Annotated in this window: 18 protein-coding genes and 1 tRNA gene; 8 read left to right on the top strand and 11 right to left on the bottom strand. The window is 70.8% G+C overall.

Annotated elements, in window-relative coordinates; all coding sequences use genetic code 11:
- Positions 1–10: 10 nt before the first annotated feature.
- A complete protein-coding gene (locus Ae331Ps2_RS14500; RefSeq protein ID WP_075308295.1) occupies positions 11–793 on the bottom strand; it encodes a methylenetetrahydrofolate reductase in 783 nt (260 codons plus the stop codon).
- 89 nt (positions 794–882) lie between these two features.
- Here Ae331Ps2_RS14500 and Ae331Ps2_RS14495 point away from each other — a divergent pair, with 89 nt between their 5' ends.
- Entirely contained in the window at positions 883–1,464 is a 582-nt protein-coding gene (locus tag Ae331Ps2_RS14495) for a DinB family protein (RefSeq protein WP_075312376.1), read from the top strand.
- Positions 1,465–1,660: 196 nt separating this feature from the next.
- On the opposite strand, the gene Ae331Ps2_RS14490 is transcribed toward Ae331Ps2_RS14495, so the two are convergent.
- Positions 1,661–2,389, bottom strand: coding sequence for a phosphotransferase enzyme family protein (locus Ae331Ps2_RS14490; RefSeq protein WP_075308296.1), 729 nt, complete (start codon positions 2,387–2,389; stop codon positions 1,661–1,663).
- 342 nt (positions 2,390–2,731) lie between these two features.
- Here Ae331Ps2_RS14490 and Ae331Ps2_RS14485 point away from each other — a divergent pair, with 342 nt between their 5' ends.
- Together Ae331Ps2_RS14485 and Ae331Ps2_RS14480 are read left to right on the top strand one after the other, a co-directional pair.
- The gene (locus tag Ae331Ps2_RS14485; protein ID WP_075308297.1) at positions 2,732–3,319 is read left to right on the top strand and encodes a hypothetical protein; all 588 of its coding nucleotides are present in this window, start codon (positions 2,732–2,734) and stop codon (positions 3,317–3,319) included.
- Between the two features lie 128 nt (positions 3,320–3,447).
- Positions 3,448–4,272, top strand: a complete 825-nt coding sequence (locus Ae331Ps2_RS14480) for a transposase family protein (protein WP_075329683.1) — start codon at positions 3,448–3,450, stop codon at positions 4,270–4,272.
- Here Ae331Ps2_RS14480 and Ae331Ps2_RS32045 read toward each other — a convergent pair whose 3' ends face one another.
- The 4 genes from Ae331Ps2_RS32045 to Ae331Ps2_RS14465 form a co-directional block, all read right to left on the bottom strand.
- Entirely contained in the window at positions 4,273–4,440 is a 168-nt protein-coding gene (locus Ae331Ps2_RS32045) for a hypothetical protein (protein WP_170918294.1), read from the bottom strand. It abuts the gene before it with no gap.
- Positions 4,441–4,727: 287 nt separating this feature from the next.
- Positions 4,728–5,264 carry a hypothetical protein gene (locus tag Ae331Ps2_RS14475; RefSeq protein WP_020626462.1) on the bottom strand — a complete coding sequence of 179 codons (537 nt, stop codon included), beginning with the start codon at positions 5,262–5,264 and terminating at the stop codon, positions 4,728–4,730.
- Between the two features lie 180 nt (positions 5,265–5,444).
- On the bottom strand, positions 5,445–5,669 hold the full coding sequence (locus Ae331Ps2_RS14470) for a hypothetical protein (protein ID WP_075308298.1): 225 nt from the start codon (positions 5,667–5,669) through the stop codon (positions 5,445–5,447).
- A gap of 52 nt (positions 5,670–5,721) precedes the next feature.
- The gene (locus tag Ae331Ps2_RS14465) at positions 5,722–6,282 is read right to left on the bottom strand and encodes a CGNR zinc finger domain-containing protein (RefSeq protein WP_139318818.1); all 561 of its coding nucleotides are present in this window, start codon (positions 6,280–6,282) and stop codon (positions 5,722–5,724) included.
- A 158-nt stretch (positions 6,283–6,440) separates the two neighbouring features.
- On the opposite strand from Ae331Ps2_RS14465, the gene Ae331Ps2_RS14460 reads away from it, so the two are divergent.
- Positions 6,441–6,848, top strand: coding sequence for a GNAT family N-acetyltransferase (locus tag Ae331Ps2_RS14460; RefSeq protein ID WP_233147419.1), 408 nt, complete (start codon positions 6,441–6,443; stop codon positions 6,846–6,848).
- Positions 6,845–7,336 (top strand): pyridoxamine 5'-phosphate oxidase family protein, encoded by a 492-nt coding sequence (locus tag Ae331Ps2_RS14455; protein WP_075308300.1) that lies wholly within the window; start codon positions 6,845–6,847, stop codon positions 7,334–7,336. The genes Ae331Ps2_RS14460 and Ae331Ps2_RS14455 overlap by 4 nt, the downstream gene beginning before the upstream one ends.
- Positions 7,337–7,513: 177 nt before the next feature.
- Here the strand turns inward: Ae331Ps2_RS14455 and Ae331Ps2_RS14450 are convergent.
- A tRNA-Leu gene (locus Ae331Ps2_RS14450) sits at positions 7,514–7,586 on the bottom strand.
- Between the two features lie 33 nt (positions 7,587–7,619).
- On the opposite strand from Ae331Ps2_RS14450, the gene Ae331Ps2_RS14445 reads away from it, so the two are divergent.
- Positions 7,620–8,438, top strand: coding sequence for a class I SAM-dependent methyltransferase (locus Ae331Ps2_RS14445; RefSeq protein ID WP_075308301.1), 819 nt, complete (start codon positions 7,620–7,622; stop codon positions 8,436–8,438).
- 170 nt (positions 8,439–8,608) lie between these two features.
- Here Ae331Ps2_RS14445 and Ae331Ps2_RS14440 read toward each other — a convergent pair whose 3' ends face one another.
- On the bottom strand, positions 8,609–9,325 hold the full coding sequence (locus tag Ae331Ps2_RS14440; RefSeq protein ID WP_020626456.1) for a uracil-DNA glycosylase: 717 nt from the start codon (positions 9,323–9,325) through the stop codon (positions 8,609–8,611).
- Positions 9,322–10,275 carry a Ppx/GppA phosphatase family protein gene (locus Ae331Ps2_RS14435; RefSeq protein ID WP_043280876.1) on the bottom strand — a complete coding sequence of 318 codons (954 nt, stop codon included), beginning with the start codon at positions 10,273–10,275 and terminating at the stop codon, positions 9,322–9,324. Before Ae331Ps2_RS14435 ends, Ae331Ps2_RS14440 begins: the two co-directional genes overlap by 4 nt.
- An 86-nt stretch (positions 10,276–10,361) precedes the next feature.
- Between Ae331Ps2_RS14435 and Ae331Ps2_RS14430 the strand changes: the two genes are divergently transcribed.
- Entirely contained in the window at positions 10,362–12,005 is a 1,644-nt protein-coding gene (locus Ae331Ps2_RS14430; protein WP_075308302.1) for an acyl-CoA dehydrogenase family protein, read from the top strand.
- A 12-nt stretch (positions 12,006–12,017) separates the two neighbouring features.
- Here the strand turns inward: Ae331Ps2_RS14430 and Ae331Ps2_RS14425 are convergent, their stop codons facing one another.
- Positions 12,018–12,989 (bottom strand): zinc-binding dehydrogenase, encoded by a 972-nt coding sequence (locus Ae331Ps2_RS14425; RefSeq protein ID WP_075308303.1) that lies wholly within the window; start codon positions 12,987–12,989, stop codon positions 12,018–12,020.
- 75 nt (positions 12,990–13,064) lie between these two features.
- Here Ae331Ps2_RS14425 and Ae331Ps2_RS14420 point away from each other — a divergent pair, with 75 nt between their 5' ends.
- Complete coding sequence (locus tag Ae331Ps2_RS14420; protein WP_020623101.1) at positions 13,065–13,658, top strand: TetR/AcrR family transcriptional regulator; 594 nt, start codon at positions 13,065–13,067, stop codon at positions 13,656–13,658.
- Here Ae331Ps2_RS14420 and Ae331Ps2_RS14415 read toward each other — a convergent pair.
- Entirely contained in the window at positions 13,655–14,179 is a 525-nt protein-coding gene (locus tag Ae331Ps2_RS14415) for a DUF501 domain-containing protein (RefSeq protein ID WP_075308305.1), read from the bottom strand. The genes Ae331Ps2_RS14420 and Ae331Ps2_RS14415 overlap by 4 nt on opposite strands.
- Position 14,180 lies beyond the last annotated feature (1 nt).

Genomic DNA, 14,180 nt, shown 5'->3' with positions numbered 1-14,180 from the left:
GCTCGGCCGGTCACCGTCGCTCGCGCTCCAGGCGGGCGGCCACCTCACGGAACCGGCTGACCGGGACGAGATGCACCCCGGCGAAGGCTCCCGTGTCGCGCAGGGCGCGGATCTGCTCGCACGCCGCGTCGACCCCCGCGGCCGGGTCGTCCGAGACCCGGTGGACGAGCTCGTCGGGAATGTCGATGTCCGGGATCGACGCCCGCAGCCTGGTCGCCATGCCGGCGCTCGCGAGGACCATCACACCGGCATAGACGGGCAGGTCCATCGGGTTGGCCTCGCGCCACTGCAGGAACGCCTCGGCCGAGTAGCCGACCTGCACGAACACGAAGTCGGCCGCCTGCTTCCAGGCCGCCATCCGACGACGGTGGCCGGCCGTCACACCGAGCCGGAAGGGCGCGACCCCCGCGAACGCATCCTGACCGGTCGCCGCACGCGCTTCCTCGATCATGGTCCGCACGGTCAGCTCGCCGGTGCGATCTCCGACCGACGGCTTGTCCCCCTGGACGAACAGGAACTGGTCCACGCCGTAGGCGGCGGCGGTCAGGAGATCCCGGCGGAAGCCCAACAGGTTGCGGTCACGGGAGTTCACGCAGGCGATGCCGGCCCCGCCCATCGCCCGGACCTCGTTGGCCACCGCGATGCTGGACACCGTGGCCCGACCGATGTGGTTGTCGGGGATCAGGAACGCATCCGACACCGGAGTCAGGACGCCGATCTGGTGGCGGGCGTGCGTCAGGTCGGGCCTGGTCGGCGGCTCGATCTCGCAGATGATGCGGAATCCGTCGGTCACGGTCCGAGGGTAGAGACCCTGTGGCCGGAACTGGCCGGGTCGAGGCACAGCGGGCCAAGCTGTCGGTGGCCCCTGTCAGCATCCCGAGCATGAGCAGCCCGAAGGACGATCTGGTCCGCTACCTCGACGAGGCGCGCAATGCCGTCGTGTGGAAGGTCGACGGGCTCGACGAGTACACCGCTCGCCGGCCTGCGACCGACACCGGCACCAATCTCCTCGGTCTGGTCAAGCACCTGACTAGCTGCGAGCTGACCTACTTCGCCCAGACCTTCGACCGCCCGACCAGGGATCTCGCCTACCTCGACGCGTTCGACCCGTGGGAGAACGAGGACATGTGGGCCCGGGCGGACGAGAACCGGGCAGACGTGGTCGAGCGCTACCGCCGCGTCTGTGCGCACTCGAACGACGTCGTCACCGAGCTGTCGCTGGACGACACGGGGCGTGTCCCTCACTGGCCCGAGGACCGGGCAACCGTGACGCTCCACCACATCCTCATCCGGATGATCGCAGAGACCAACCGCCATGCGGGCCAGGCGGACGTCATCCGTGAGGGCTTCGACGGCGCGACCGGGCATCAGGAAGGTTCGTCGTCGCTGCCTCCCGGGGACCGTGTGTGGTGGGAGCAGTACGTCAGCCGGATCGAGTCGGCGGCGCGGCAGGCTTCGCGGTAGTGGTCGCCGTCCAGCCTCGAGAAGCTGGCAACCCCCGCCAAACCCGCGGATCGCAGCGAGGTGATGGCAACGGAACGTCGAGCCCGGTTCGGGCTGGGAATGTCCGTCAGCGGATCGGGGTCGCTGACGATCGATTCCGGCCCTCGTCGCGTCGCTTCTGTCCCGGATTCGTCGGATCGCGACGGAGCCAGGAGGTCTAGCTGAGCTTCTGACGAAGTCGATCGAAGCGTCGGCGGGCGTAGGCGGGTTCACTGGCCCATCCGCAGGCAGCTTCCCACGCGTCGATCGCGTTGCTCGCGACGGCGGCACGGTGACCTCGCAGTGGCCCTCCGGGGATCTCGGCCAGGTCGAGGTCGGCGTGATCGACTCGCGATTCGTCCCAGTCGAGGAAGCCGACACAGCCGCCACTCACCCGGACGTTGCCCGGGCCGGGGTCGCCGTGGACGACGCAGTCCGGGCCGGCCGAGAGGGCGGCCCAGGCCCGCCTGCAAAGGTGGGCGACATGATCGGGCATGGCCTCGAGATCGATGTCTCCTCCGCGTGACTCCCGCTGGAGCTCCCGGGTCGACCGGAAGCCGGGGCGCTGGTTCGCCCACCCCGCAGTCAGTCGGTGCAGCCGCTCCAGCTCGGAAGCGACAAGGGCCCAGTCACTGGCCAGGGGCTCCCGCCCGTGCAGCCAGGTTTGCACTACCACGCCGCCCGCCGAGCGTCGGCCGTCCGCTGTGGGGACGGTGTGCGGCACGACGAACCCGTGGTGTTCCAGGAACTCCAGTAGATCGAGTTCCCAATCCAGGGCCGGCGCTGTTCGCCTGGTGCGCCGCGCGACCAGGCGGTCCCGACCGCGCACCTCGTAGACATCGTTCCGATGGCCACCACCGAGTGGTGCAGTCACGCTGAGACCGGGCCACGGGCTGAGGTCGATCACGGCGCCAGCCTGCCGGACGGCAGGAGAACATGCCCCTCACGACCGGCCCTTCGCTGCCGGAGTGCTCGACGACGGCGCTGGTGCCCGAGACGAGCGTCGTCGCTGGGAGCAGTGCGCCCTCAGTCGGACTCGGACCGACGCTGGAGTCTGCCAACGGGAACCGTGGTCGCCTTTGAACGTCACCTCTGTCCTCGAACGACGTGGAGGTAGATCCCTCGCAGGTGAAACATCGACGCGTACTCAGCACGTATGTGGTGAACTGGCGGTTCCGCGGACCACCGCGCAACGCGGCGGAGGCCGCAACATCCGGGAGTCCGGTCGCGCGCCCGTAGGAGGACGTTCGTGGTTCGCGCCGAAGTCGTCGCCTACGCCGGGGTTCCGGACGGATTCCAGGCTTGGCCGGTGACCGACAGCTATCCCGACATCGTCTTGGACGGGAATCAGCCCGACGAGCAGATCGCGCTTCTCGTCGCCAACATCGCGTGGCTGGCCACGCCTCCCAAACTGGCGATCGCCCAGAGGCTCCTTCGCCGACACCCGCCGACGGTGGCACAGCTCGCAGAGCCCAGCGCGGTCCTGGACCGCATTCTCGATGCCCGCCATCTGACGAGCCAGGGAGGCGTACGACTCACCGATGACACGACCGGCACTGTCATCGCTCCAGGATGCTGCACACACGTCCGTGACTGGGCCGACTGGACCGACCTCCTCCTCCATGGCCGGCCCGTGGTGATGGGACACGCCCCGGAAGTCGTTGTCGCACTGCGCGACGACATCTGCCTCGCGTGGGCAACCGAAGACATGAACACCGATGATCGAGGCCCGCTACCGGACGATTCCCACATCGAGTTCTCGAAGTCGACCGTGCCTGAGCTGGTGTCCGAGATGCAGCGCGGACTCATCGCCACCACGGATCGCATCGGTCAGTGAGGTGTTCTCAGTAGCGGGGTGGCAGGTCGTGGCGACACGCCGAGGGTGGTGAGATGAGCGGGAACGGGGCAGGACCCCGGTAGATCGGTTCGGTCCAGCACAGATCGACACCGTCACCGAGGTCCTGCATGTCTGATCCTGTCACCTACACCGCTGTCCTCCCGATCGGGGAGCGCACCGTGGCCTATCTGGCGCGGCTCCTGGTCCTTCAACGCCGTCGACGTGGCACCCGGCGGCGGGCGTTGACCCCGTTCGCCCAGGCAGTGCTGGTGATCCGCTGGTTCTGTGATGCTACCCGGGTCCGATGTTTGGCCGGTGACAACGCGATCAGCACTGCAACGGCCTACCGTTACCTGCACGAAGGCATCGACGTCCTCGCCGCGGCCGCACCCGGCCTGCACGGAGCCCTGCTCGCCGCCCGCACAGCCGGGCACACCCACGTGAATCTCGACGGCACCCTGATCGCCACCGACCGGTGCCGCGCGCTCGGCCTCACCCCCGGGGTCGACCTGTGGTGGTCGGGCAAGCACCGCCGCCACGGCGGGAACATCCAGGTCCTCACCGCACCTGATGGATGGCCGCTATGGACCAGCGACGTGCGGCCGGGCCGCGAGCACGACACCCGCTGCGCCCGTACCCACCCCGGGCTGCTCGAGGGCCTGGCCGCGTTCACCGACGACACCCACGCCGCGCTGGGCGACCTCGGCTACGAAGGCGAAGCCGACCGGCTCACCGTGCCCATCAAACCCGTCCCCGGCCGCGGGCAGACGGTCAACCAGCGCACCGTCAACACCCTGCACTCAGCCCTTCGTGCTCTGGCCGAACGCGGAAACGCCCTGCTCAAGACCACCTTCGCCGCGTTGCGGCGAGTCACGCTATGTCCCTGGCGCACCGGCGCGATCACCGCAGCTGCGCTCGTACTACTCCACACCGAGTACGACCGCACGACATGATCAACCCGCTACTGAGAACACCTCACTGCCTTGGTGGTCAACGATCTGCTCGGCGGAGACCTGGTCGTCGGCGAAGTACACAAAGACGGCACGCACGTCGACTACCACTGGTGGAACCGCTTTGGCCTCGTGGACGTCGACCTGACTCGCGAACAGTTCACCGCCCATGAGGTCGTTGTGGGCGGAGAGGCTCTCAAGCGACCGCCAACCAGCGAGCTCCGTCGATGCGTCGACGAGTACCTCTTGCTGCGTCGGCGTGTCCTGGCGAGGCTCGCGGTCGCTGACGATCCCCCTCTGGAGTCAGACGCCCCTCCTCATTTGGGGGGAGCCGTTTTGCCCGCCGATCATGGCCTCTGAGCTGCTTGGATGCCCGCACTCGGCGTCTCGCCAGCCGAGCTTCGGCGCGTATTCAGCGCGCTCGTCCGGTCGGCAGCCGCACCGAGGGCGGTCCCGGCTCAGCGAGAGATGCCTGTCCGGACGATTCTTACGATGTCCGCCTCACCACGGAACCGCCGCCGACCCGACACCTCGAGAACGTCCCCGGTGTCCCCTGTAGCCCAGACTCTCGCAACAATCTTTCCCCGCCGTACCCATTGCTTCTCGACAAGAGGTCGGTTGAGTTGGGCGGCGACCCAATCGAGCGCGATCACTGCGTGCCGCTCATCGGAGAAGGATCGAGCGTGAACGAGAAGGTTGTCGGGGTGCTTCCGGTCGAAGCCGTCCCAGATGTCATCGCCGCCCCAGGTGCCTGAGAGGCCTCCACGACCATCGAAGAGAACCTTGAGTGTGATCTCGCCCGGGTCCTCGGTGAGGGCGACGTCCAGGCAGAGCAGCACGAACGGCGCAACAGGGTAGGAGCTGACGACCGTTGCGTCGGGCTCGATCAAGCCGGTGAGTCTGTTTGGCGCGAGCCTGCGCACTGCTTCCAGGAACGGCGATCCTTCGGCCTCGCCGTCGCTGTAGGTCACCGGCCCGAACCACTCGTCGGTCATGAGGTCATCGTTCTTGATCGTTCACCGTCTGTCCCCTCCTACCGCCCGCTGAGGTCATCCCTCGCGGCGTGGGTTCACCCCCGGTTGCCGGTTCGGGCACCGTGACGAGAGCACCCCCACCACGGCTCCCCCGATCTCCGAGCAGTGTTGGGTTCGGGCGAGCCCGGCCGCCGGAAGCCATCAGTCGATGAAGCCGGTCTCCGGATCGATCTGCGCCAGGAAGCCCCTGATCGCGTCCTCGACGTCGGCCGGAGTCATGGGCTCACTGCTGGAGTAGGAGGCGGTGAACCCATAGTCGTGTGGGCCGGTCAGCCAGCGGAAGTCGTACCGGCTGTGGGTGCCGAGTTGCCAGCTCACGCGGAAGATCTGCCCGTCTACTGTCACGGTCTGGGACGTCGCCGACATTGTTTCAGCGTCGACGGTCGGTCCCCGGTCCGCAAGGACCTTGGCCCGTCCATCATGACGCTCGTCGGCGCCTGTAGGCCGCCGACCGTGCCCGGTTGTTGCATGCGGTGGAGCAGTAGCGACGGCTGGCGTTCTTCGATTCGTCGAGGTAGACCCGGTTACAGTTCTGTGCGTCGCACGTGCCGAGCCGGGCCGCCTCGCCCGCAGCGAGGATGCGCGCGATGTTCTCCGCGCAGATGGCGGTCCACATCGGAACCAGCGGAAGGTCCGGGGGATGGTGGTGAAGGCGCCACCGCCCGAACTCCTTGGCCAGATGCGGGTGCGCGGGGTACAGGGCGAGGAGCACGTTGAGTCGTTCCGCTGCCTCGTCGAGTCGGTCGCCATCGATCGCCGCGAACACCTCCCCGAGCTGGTTGGCCAGCTCCGTGAAACCCGCCTCGTCGGCCTTGTCCAGCAGCTCCACGGACGCCGGATCCACGGCGAGGATGCGTGCGAGTTCGACGACCGGAATGACGGGGCCCTCTGCCTGACGGCGCAGGTCGACGAGATCGACAGCGACGAACACCCCTGCGTCGACGTAACGATCGAACTGCTCTTGACCCGTCACGCGCACTCTCCTAACCTCGTCACGACTCAAACACCTAACGTCTGTGACGGTACAGAATGAGAACCTCGACGAGCCCGACGACACTACGACCGGCGAACGCCGCTGACCGTGAGGCGATCGCAGAGCTGTGGCACGACGGATGGCGGGACGGACATGTCGGCCACGTGCCGGATGCGCTGCTGGGGCACCGCACTCCCGCAACGTTTCGCCACCGCACGCCGGCGCAGATCTCCTCCACGACAGTCGTCGTCGACCACGACGACGTCATCGGCTTCGTGACGGTGAAGAAGGCCGAGATCGAGCAGTTGTACGTCGGGCGAGCAGCCCGTGGAACCGGTGCGGCAGCGCAGTTGCTGCGCCACGGTGAAGGACTCATCAGCGCAGACGGACACCCTCGATGCTGGCTTGCTGTCGCCCCCGGAAACAGGCGCGCCCGTCGCTTCTACGAGCGCGAGGGTTGGCGAGACGTGGGGGCCATCGACTACGAGGCCAGGACCGCTGGTGAGGCGACCATCGTCGTTCCGTGTCGTCGCTACGAGAAGAACCTTCCGCCCGCCGGAGGACGGGCATGATGAGCTGGAGCGAGTTCGTACTCGCCGCACCGACCGTCGCGGAGATCTTCGAACGTAGATACGTTGCCACCGACAACCTGTGCATGCTCGGAACCGTCCGCGCCGATGGGTCACCTCGGATCAGCCCGATGGAACCCAGGATCTTCGAAGATCGGCTGTGGATCATCGGCATGCCCGGCACACGGAAGTTCGGCGATCTCGCGGCCGACCCCCGCTTCTGCCTCCACAGCGCGACGGTGAGCACACACCCCACCGACGGAGACGCGAAGCTGTCGGGTCGAGTCCATCACATACCCGACCGAGAACAACAGCAACGATTCGCAGAACATCTTTTCACCCTGATCGGACTCGACATCCGGGGGCGGGAGTTCGAGACGTTCTACGCAGCCGACATCACGAGTGCGTCCGCCGTTCAACTCGTCGATGGCCATCTCGACATCACCGTCTGGACTCCAGGACTGTCCGAACGCACCGTGCGGAAGTACTGACGCAACCCTCCGACAGCGAAGAGGAGGACGGAACTACAGAGAGCTGTCACACCGGCCCTGACCTACGATGCAACCACGCATCGCTCCCGCGTCCGCGTATCGTCCGCGACCCGCGGCGCGGTGGCCGGGGCGGGTGTCACCGCTGGTCAGAGGGGTAGCCTCGACGTGGAAGCGGGGTGCCCCCGGTCGGACTCGAACCGACACTGGGACCCTTTTAAGGGGCCTGCCTCTGCCGTTGGGCTACGGGGGCGCCGCGACAGCGTAGCCAGGGCGGGAAGAACTCATGCCGAGCACCGAGAAGGTCGACCTCCGGGGCGCCGCGGCGACCCTGCTGATGACCCTCTACATGCGACGCCTGGACGCCCGGTCCCGCCGCCCGATCCTCGGCGACCCGTGGGCGGAGCCCGTCTGGGACCGCATCCAGCACGACGTCCACGGCCTCTGGCAGTTCACCGGCGACGTCTCGACCATCGTGTGCCGCGCCGCGATCCTCGACGGCTGGACGCGGGAGTTCCTCGCCGCCGAGCCCGCCGGACAGGTCCTGCACCTGGGCTGCGGGCTCGACAGCAGGCCGTTGCGGGTCGGGGTGCCGTCGACGTGCCGCTGGGTCGACGTCGACCAGCCCGAGGTCATGGACGTCCGCCGTCGGCTCTACGACTTCCCCGACAACGTCGAGCAGGTCTCCGGCTCCGTCGTCGACGACGACTGGTGGTCCGCCGTCGACCCGGCGCTGCCGACGCTCGTCGTCGCCGAAGGGCTGTTCATGTACCTCCCGGCCGAGGCCGTGCACGCCACCGTCGACCGGGTCGTTGCCGGCACCCCGGCGGCCACGCTGGCGTTCGACGCCGTCGCCCCGTGGACGGTGCGCGCCTCGCGCTGGACGCCGACGTTCCGCGCGGTCGGCACCGAGTTCCGGTGGTCGTGGAACCCCGCCGAGTTCGCGCACCGGCACCCGTCGTTGACCGAGCGCGACGACGTCTCGATCTACGACGAGGTGTCCCTGCGCGAGCCGCGGGTGTGGCTGCGTCCGCTGCTGTCGGCGGCCGGGCACGTCCCCGCCATGCAGGACGCGATGCGGCTGCACCGCTTCACCACCGACTGAGCCCCGCTACCGGGACACCCGCCGAGATGCAGCTCAGCGGGTGGCACCCCGCGCCGGAACCCCGCTGAGCTGCATCTCGACGACGGCAGCGGCGCGGCGGGGAGGGTGCTGCGTAGCGGTGAGCAGAGCAGAGCAACCCCGGACCTCACCCCGACCAGCGACGACGAGACTTATCGTCGGATCGGCGTCAATCCGCCGGCCGATGCGGTGTCGGCCAGGACCTGCTCCACCATGGCCGGGGTGAGTCGTCCGGTGAAGGTGTTCTGCTGGCTCACGTGGTAGCAGCCGAACAGCTCAAGCGGCTCCCGGTCGGGGCGGGCGGGGGCCAGCGTCACCGACGCCCCGTGCCCGAACTTCGGGGCCGGCCGCGGGACCGTCCACCCCGCCCCGGCGAGCACCGGCAGCAGCGCCTGCCACCCGAAGCCGCCGAGCACCATGATCGATCGGACCGTCGGGGCGAGCAGGTCGAGCTCCTGCTCCAGCCAGCCGCGGCAGGTGTCCCGTTCGGCGGGGGTCGGCTTGTTCGCCGGCGGCGCGCAGTGCACGGGCGCGGTGATCCGGACCCCGTACAGCTCCAGGCCGTCGCCGATGTGCGAGGCGGTCGGCTGCGAGGCCAGCCCGACGGCGTGCAGCGCGGCGTAGAGCACGTCGCCGCTGCGGTCGCCGGTGAACATGCGCCCGGTCCGGTTCGCTCCGTGCGCGGCCGGGGCCAGCCCGACGATCAGCATCCGCGCGTCGGGCGGGCCGAAGCCGGGTACCGGCCGACCCCAGTAGGTCTCGTCGCGGAACGCGGCCCGCTTCTCTCGGGCCACCTGCTCGCGCCACTCGACCAGCCGCGGGCAGGCCCGGCACTCGGAGATCCGCTGGTCCAGGACCGCCAGGTTCATGCGATCGATCGCGCGATCCCGTCGAGGATGTCGTGCTCGGACACGACGACCCGGTCGATCCCGGCGCGCGCGTGCAGCTCGTCGGCGAGGGCCTGCACGACCAGCGATCCGGCACCGATGACGTCGACGCGGCCCGGGTGCAGCGAACCGTGCTTCTCCCGCTCCGACCGCGACGACCGGATCAGCAGGTCCGCGACCCGGTGCAGGTCCTCGCGGGTCAGCGTCGAGCCGTGCACCTGCTCGCGGTCGTAGGCGGGCAGCTCCTGGGCGATCCCGGAGAGCGAGGTGATCGTCCCGGCCACCCCGACCCAGGTCTTCGCGGTCTCGACCGGCACCGACGCGAACGCCTCGGCCAGCACCTCACCGGCGACCGTACGCGCGGAGTCGATCTCGGCCTCCGACGGCGGGTCGGAGGGCAGGCAGCGCTCGGTCAGCCGCACCGACCCCATGTCGACCGACTTCGCCGCGGTCACCACCGCGACCCCGTCGCGCAGCTCGCCCACGACGACCTCGGTGGACCCGCCGCCGACGTCGGTGACGACGAACGGGCCGTCGTCGGGGTCGAGGTCGCCGACGGCGCCGACGAACGACAGGCGCGCCTCCTCGTCGCCGGAGATGATCTCCGCCTCGACGCCGAGGGTGTCGCGGACCATCGCGAAGAAGTCCTCGCGGTTCGACGCGTCCCGGGTCGCCGACGTCGCGACCATCCGGACCCGCTCGGCGCCCTTGCGGCGGGCGGCGACCGCGTAGTCGACGAGTGCCACCCGGGTCCGCTCCAGCGCCTCCGGGTCGAGCCGGCCGGTCGCGTCGACGCCCTTGCCGAGCCGCACGATCCGCATCTCGCGGTGCAGGTCGCGCAGCTCCTTCTGGCCGTCGAACGCCTCGGTGACGTCGGCGACCAGCAGCCGGATCGAATTGGTTCCGCAGTCGATGGCGGCGACCCGCGACATCGGCACTCCCTGTTCTCGGCGACCGTCGGACCTCACCGTAGTCGCGATCACTCGGTGGAGCCGCCGGTCCGGGTTACCCTCCGGTAATGGCGACGACGCACACCCCCGCCCCGGTGTCGGACCTCGGCACCCACGAGGTCCTCAACCAGGTCCCGCCGCGTTCGGACGGCGATCTGCTCTCCGCGGACCCGGCCGTCGCCGAGGCGCTCGCGCGCGAAGGCGGGGACGCGGCGGCGCTGGAGGCGGTGGCCGCGGCCGTCGGGACCGCGGAGCACCGCGAGCACGCCCGCGCCGCGAACGCCCACGAGCCGGAGCTGCGCACGCACGACCGCACCGGGCACCGCGTCGACGAGGTCGCCTTCCACCCGTCCTGGCACGCGTTGATGCGCACGAGCGTCGAGCACGGTCTCGCCGCCACCCCCTGGGCCGCGGCACCCGGCACCGGCGCGCACGTCACCCGGGCCGCGGGCTTCTACCTGACCTCGCAGGTGGAGCAGGGCCACCTGTGCCCGATCTCGATGACCTACGCGTCGGTGCCGGCACTGCGCCACGCCCCGGAGCTCGCCGCCGCCTACGAGCCCGGCCTGACCGCGCGGACCTACGCGCCAGGGCTCGCCGTCCCCGCGGACAAGGACGGGCTGCTCGCGGGGATGTCGATGACCGAGAAGCAGGGCGGCTCCGACGTCCGCGCGGGCACCACGGTCGCCACCCCGCAGCCCGACGGCAGCTACCGCCTGACCGGGCACAAGTGGTTCACCAGCGCCCCGATGAACGACCTGTTCCTCACCCTCGCCCAGGCCCCCGGCGGGCTGACCTGCCTGGTCCTGCCCCGGGTCCTGCCCGACGGCACCCGCAACGCGATCCGGCTCCAGCGGCTCAAGGACAAGCTGGGCAACCGGTCCAACGCCTCGTCGGAGATCGAGTACGCGGGCGCCGTCGGGTGGCGGGTCGGCGACGAGGGCCGGGGCGTCCGCACGATCATCGAGATGGTCTCGATGACCCGGCTCGACTGCGTGCTCGGCTCCGCGGCGACCGCGCGGGCCGCGGTCACCGAGGCCGCGCACCACGTCGCGCACCGGTCGGCCTTCGGCGCCCGGCTGGCCGACCAGCCGCTGATGCGCGAGGTCCTCGCCGAACTCGCCGCCGAGACCGAGGCCGCGACGGTCCTGGCGCTGCGGCTGGCCGGCGCCGTCGACCGGGGTGAGACGGCGCTGCTGCGCCTGGCCCTGCCCGTGTCGAAGTACCTGGTGTGCAAGCGGGCCTCGACCCTCGTCGCCGAGGCGTTGGAGTGCCTGGGCGGCAACGGCTACGTCGAGGAGTCCGACCTGCCCCGGCTCTACCGCGAGGCGCCGCTGAACTCGATCTGGGAGGGCTCGGGCAACGTCACCGCGCTCGACGCCCTGCGTGCCATCGCCCGCGAGCCGCACGCCGTCGAGGCGCTGCTCGCCGAGATCGACCTGGCCGCGGGATCCGACCCGCGGCTGGACGCGACGGTCACCGCGCTGCGCGCCGAGCTGGCCGCGCCGGAGGAACGGCGGGCCCGCCGTCTCGCGGAGCTGGCCGCGCTGGCGCTGCAGGGGTCACTGCTGGTCCGCCACGCCCCGACGGCCGTCGCGGACGTCTTCCTCACGACCCGGCTCGACGCCGACGGGCCGCTGCGCACCGCGGGGACCCGGCCGGGCAAGGACAGCGTCGGGGTGTTGCTGGACCGGGCGACGCCCGTCGGCTGACACACCGGCCGGTCAGGCCCGGGCGGCACCGTCGCCGGGCACGAGCACGAGCCGCCCGAACACGCTGCCCGCGTCCATCCGGCGGTGTGCCTGCGCCGCCGACCGCAGGGGCAGCACCCCGTCGACGACGGTGCTGAGTCCACCCCGCACGGCGTCCTCGAACTGGTCGGCGCGGACCGCGTCCCGCCGGTCACGGGGGACGGTGTCCAGGCTGAAGGTGGCGAGCGAGCGCGACTGCTGGAACGCCCGGATCAACGCGGACCCCACGTCGGCGGGCGGGAACCCGGCCACCGCACCGACGAGGACGAGCCGGCCGTTGGGCGCGAGCCGGTCCAGGAACGCCGGGACGTCCGGCCCCCCGACGACGTCGACGATCACGTCGTAGGAGTCCGGCCCACCCGCACCGGACCGGTCGAGGACGTGGGTCGCCCCGAGCTCGCGCAGCCGGCGGCCGCGCTCCGGCGAGGAGGTCGTCACCGCGACCGTGCTCGCGCCGCCCCGCACGGCGAGCTCCACCGTCGCGATGCCGATGCTCCCCGCCGCACCCCGGACCAGGACGCTCTCACCGGGTGCGTGATGGGCGTGGGCCAGGGCGAAGTGCGCCACGGGCCCGGCGCTGCCGAGCGTCACCGCACGGGTCGCGGACAGGGCGTCCGGGAGGGCCACCACGTCGCCGACCGCGGCCGCGACCTGCTCGGCGTAGGCGCCGCCGGTACCGGTGAAGGCCCAGACCCGGCGCCCCGTCCACGCCGGGTCGACCCCCTCCCCGGTCGCGGTCACGACTCCCGCCGCCTCGCTGCCCGGCACCATCCCGGCCGGGAAGCGCGTACCGAGACCACCGCGCCGGATCACCGCGTCGACACCTCCGACACCGATCGCCTCGGTCCGGACGACGACCTGCCCCGCGCCGGGTTCCGGTACGGCGACGTCGACCATCTCCAGCCCGTCCGGGCCACCGAACTCGCGGATCCTGACTGCCTGCATCGCCGGTCCTCCCTGGTCCCGCTACCCTGGCGACGGTAGTGGACGCACCCGTCCACTTCGGCGGAAGTGAGACGGATGGACCGCGAGCTGCCTCGTCTGCGGGCCGACGCGCAGGACAACCGCGACCGGATCCTCGTCGCCGCCCGCGCCCTGTTCGCCGAGAACGGACTGGACGTCGGGATGCGCGCGATCGCCCGGCGGGCCGGGGTCGGCCCCGCGACCCTGTACCGCCGCTTCCCCACCCGCGACGACCTGGTCCGCGAGGCGTTCACCGAGGAGATGCACGAGTGCCGGCAGATCGTCGTCGACGGAGTCGCCGACGACGACCCGTGGCGCGGATTCCGGACGGTCGTGCACCGGCTCCTCGCGCTGAACGTGCGGAACCGGGGCTTCGTCGACGCGTTGACGAGCGCGGAGCCCGCCCGGGACCTGCTCGTCGGCCACCGGCGGGAGCTGCTCGGCATGCTCGACGGTCTCGTGTCACGGGCGCGGGCGGCCGGTGCGCTGCGGGCCGACTTCGGCCTGGACGACCTGGTCCTGATCCTCCGGGCCGGGCGTGGCCTGGCCCTCGCACCGGAGGCGACCCGCGCACGCGACGCGGCCCGCTTCGCCCGGCTCGCGGTCGATGCCCTCCGCGCCCCCGGCCCGGGCCGTGAACAGCCGGTCTAGAGGCAGGGTGGCCCGGACCGCCACCACTCCCCGATCTCCTCGAGCGCCTCGTCGCCGAACGGGTTCACCCCGGACCCGGCCGCCAGGGCGTGCGCGACGTGCACGTGCAGACACTTCACCCGGTCCGGCATGCCCCCGGCGGTGACGTCGGGGTGCGTGGACAGCGGTTCGATCGCGTCGCGCTCGGCGAGGTAGGTCTCGTGGGCGCGGCGGTAGGCGGCGGCCAGCTCGTCGTCGACGGCGAGCCGTTCCTCCATCTCCTTCATCCGGCCCTCGGCCTCGAGCGTCCCGATCCGCGACGCGAGCCGGGCACACGTCAGGTAGTACAGCGTCGGGAACGGGGTGCCGTCGGGAAGCCGCGGGGCGGTCTGCACGACCGCGGGGTGCCCGGAGGGGCAGCGGTAGGCGATCGCGAGGACCCCGCGCGGGGCGCGACCGAGCTGGTCGGCGACGGCGTCGAGGTCGGCCTGGGCGACCGGGCCCGACTCCAGACCGGGCGGACGGGAACGAGTGCTGCTCACG

The organism is Pseudonocardia sp. Ae331_Ps2 (genome assembly GCF_001932405.1).
Classification (GTDB): Bacteria; Actinomycetota; Actinomycetes; order Mycobacteriales; family Pseudonocardiaceae; genus Pseudonocardia.
The sequence above is the reverse complement of the archived record's forward strand: the minus strand, read 5'-3'. Positions and strand labels throughout refer to the sequence as shown.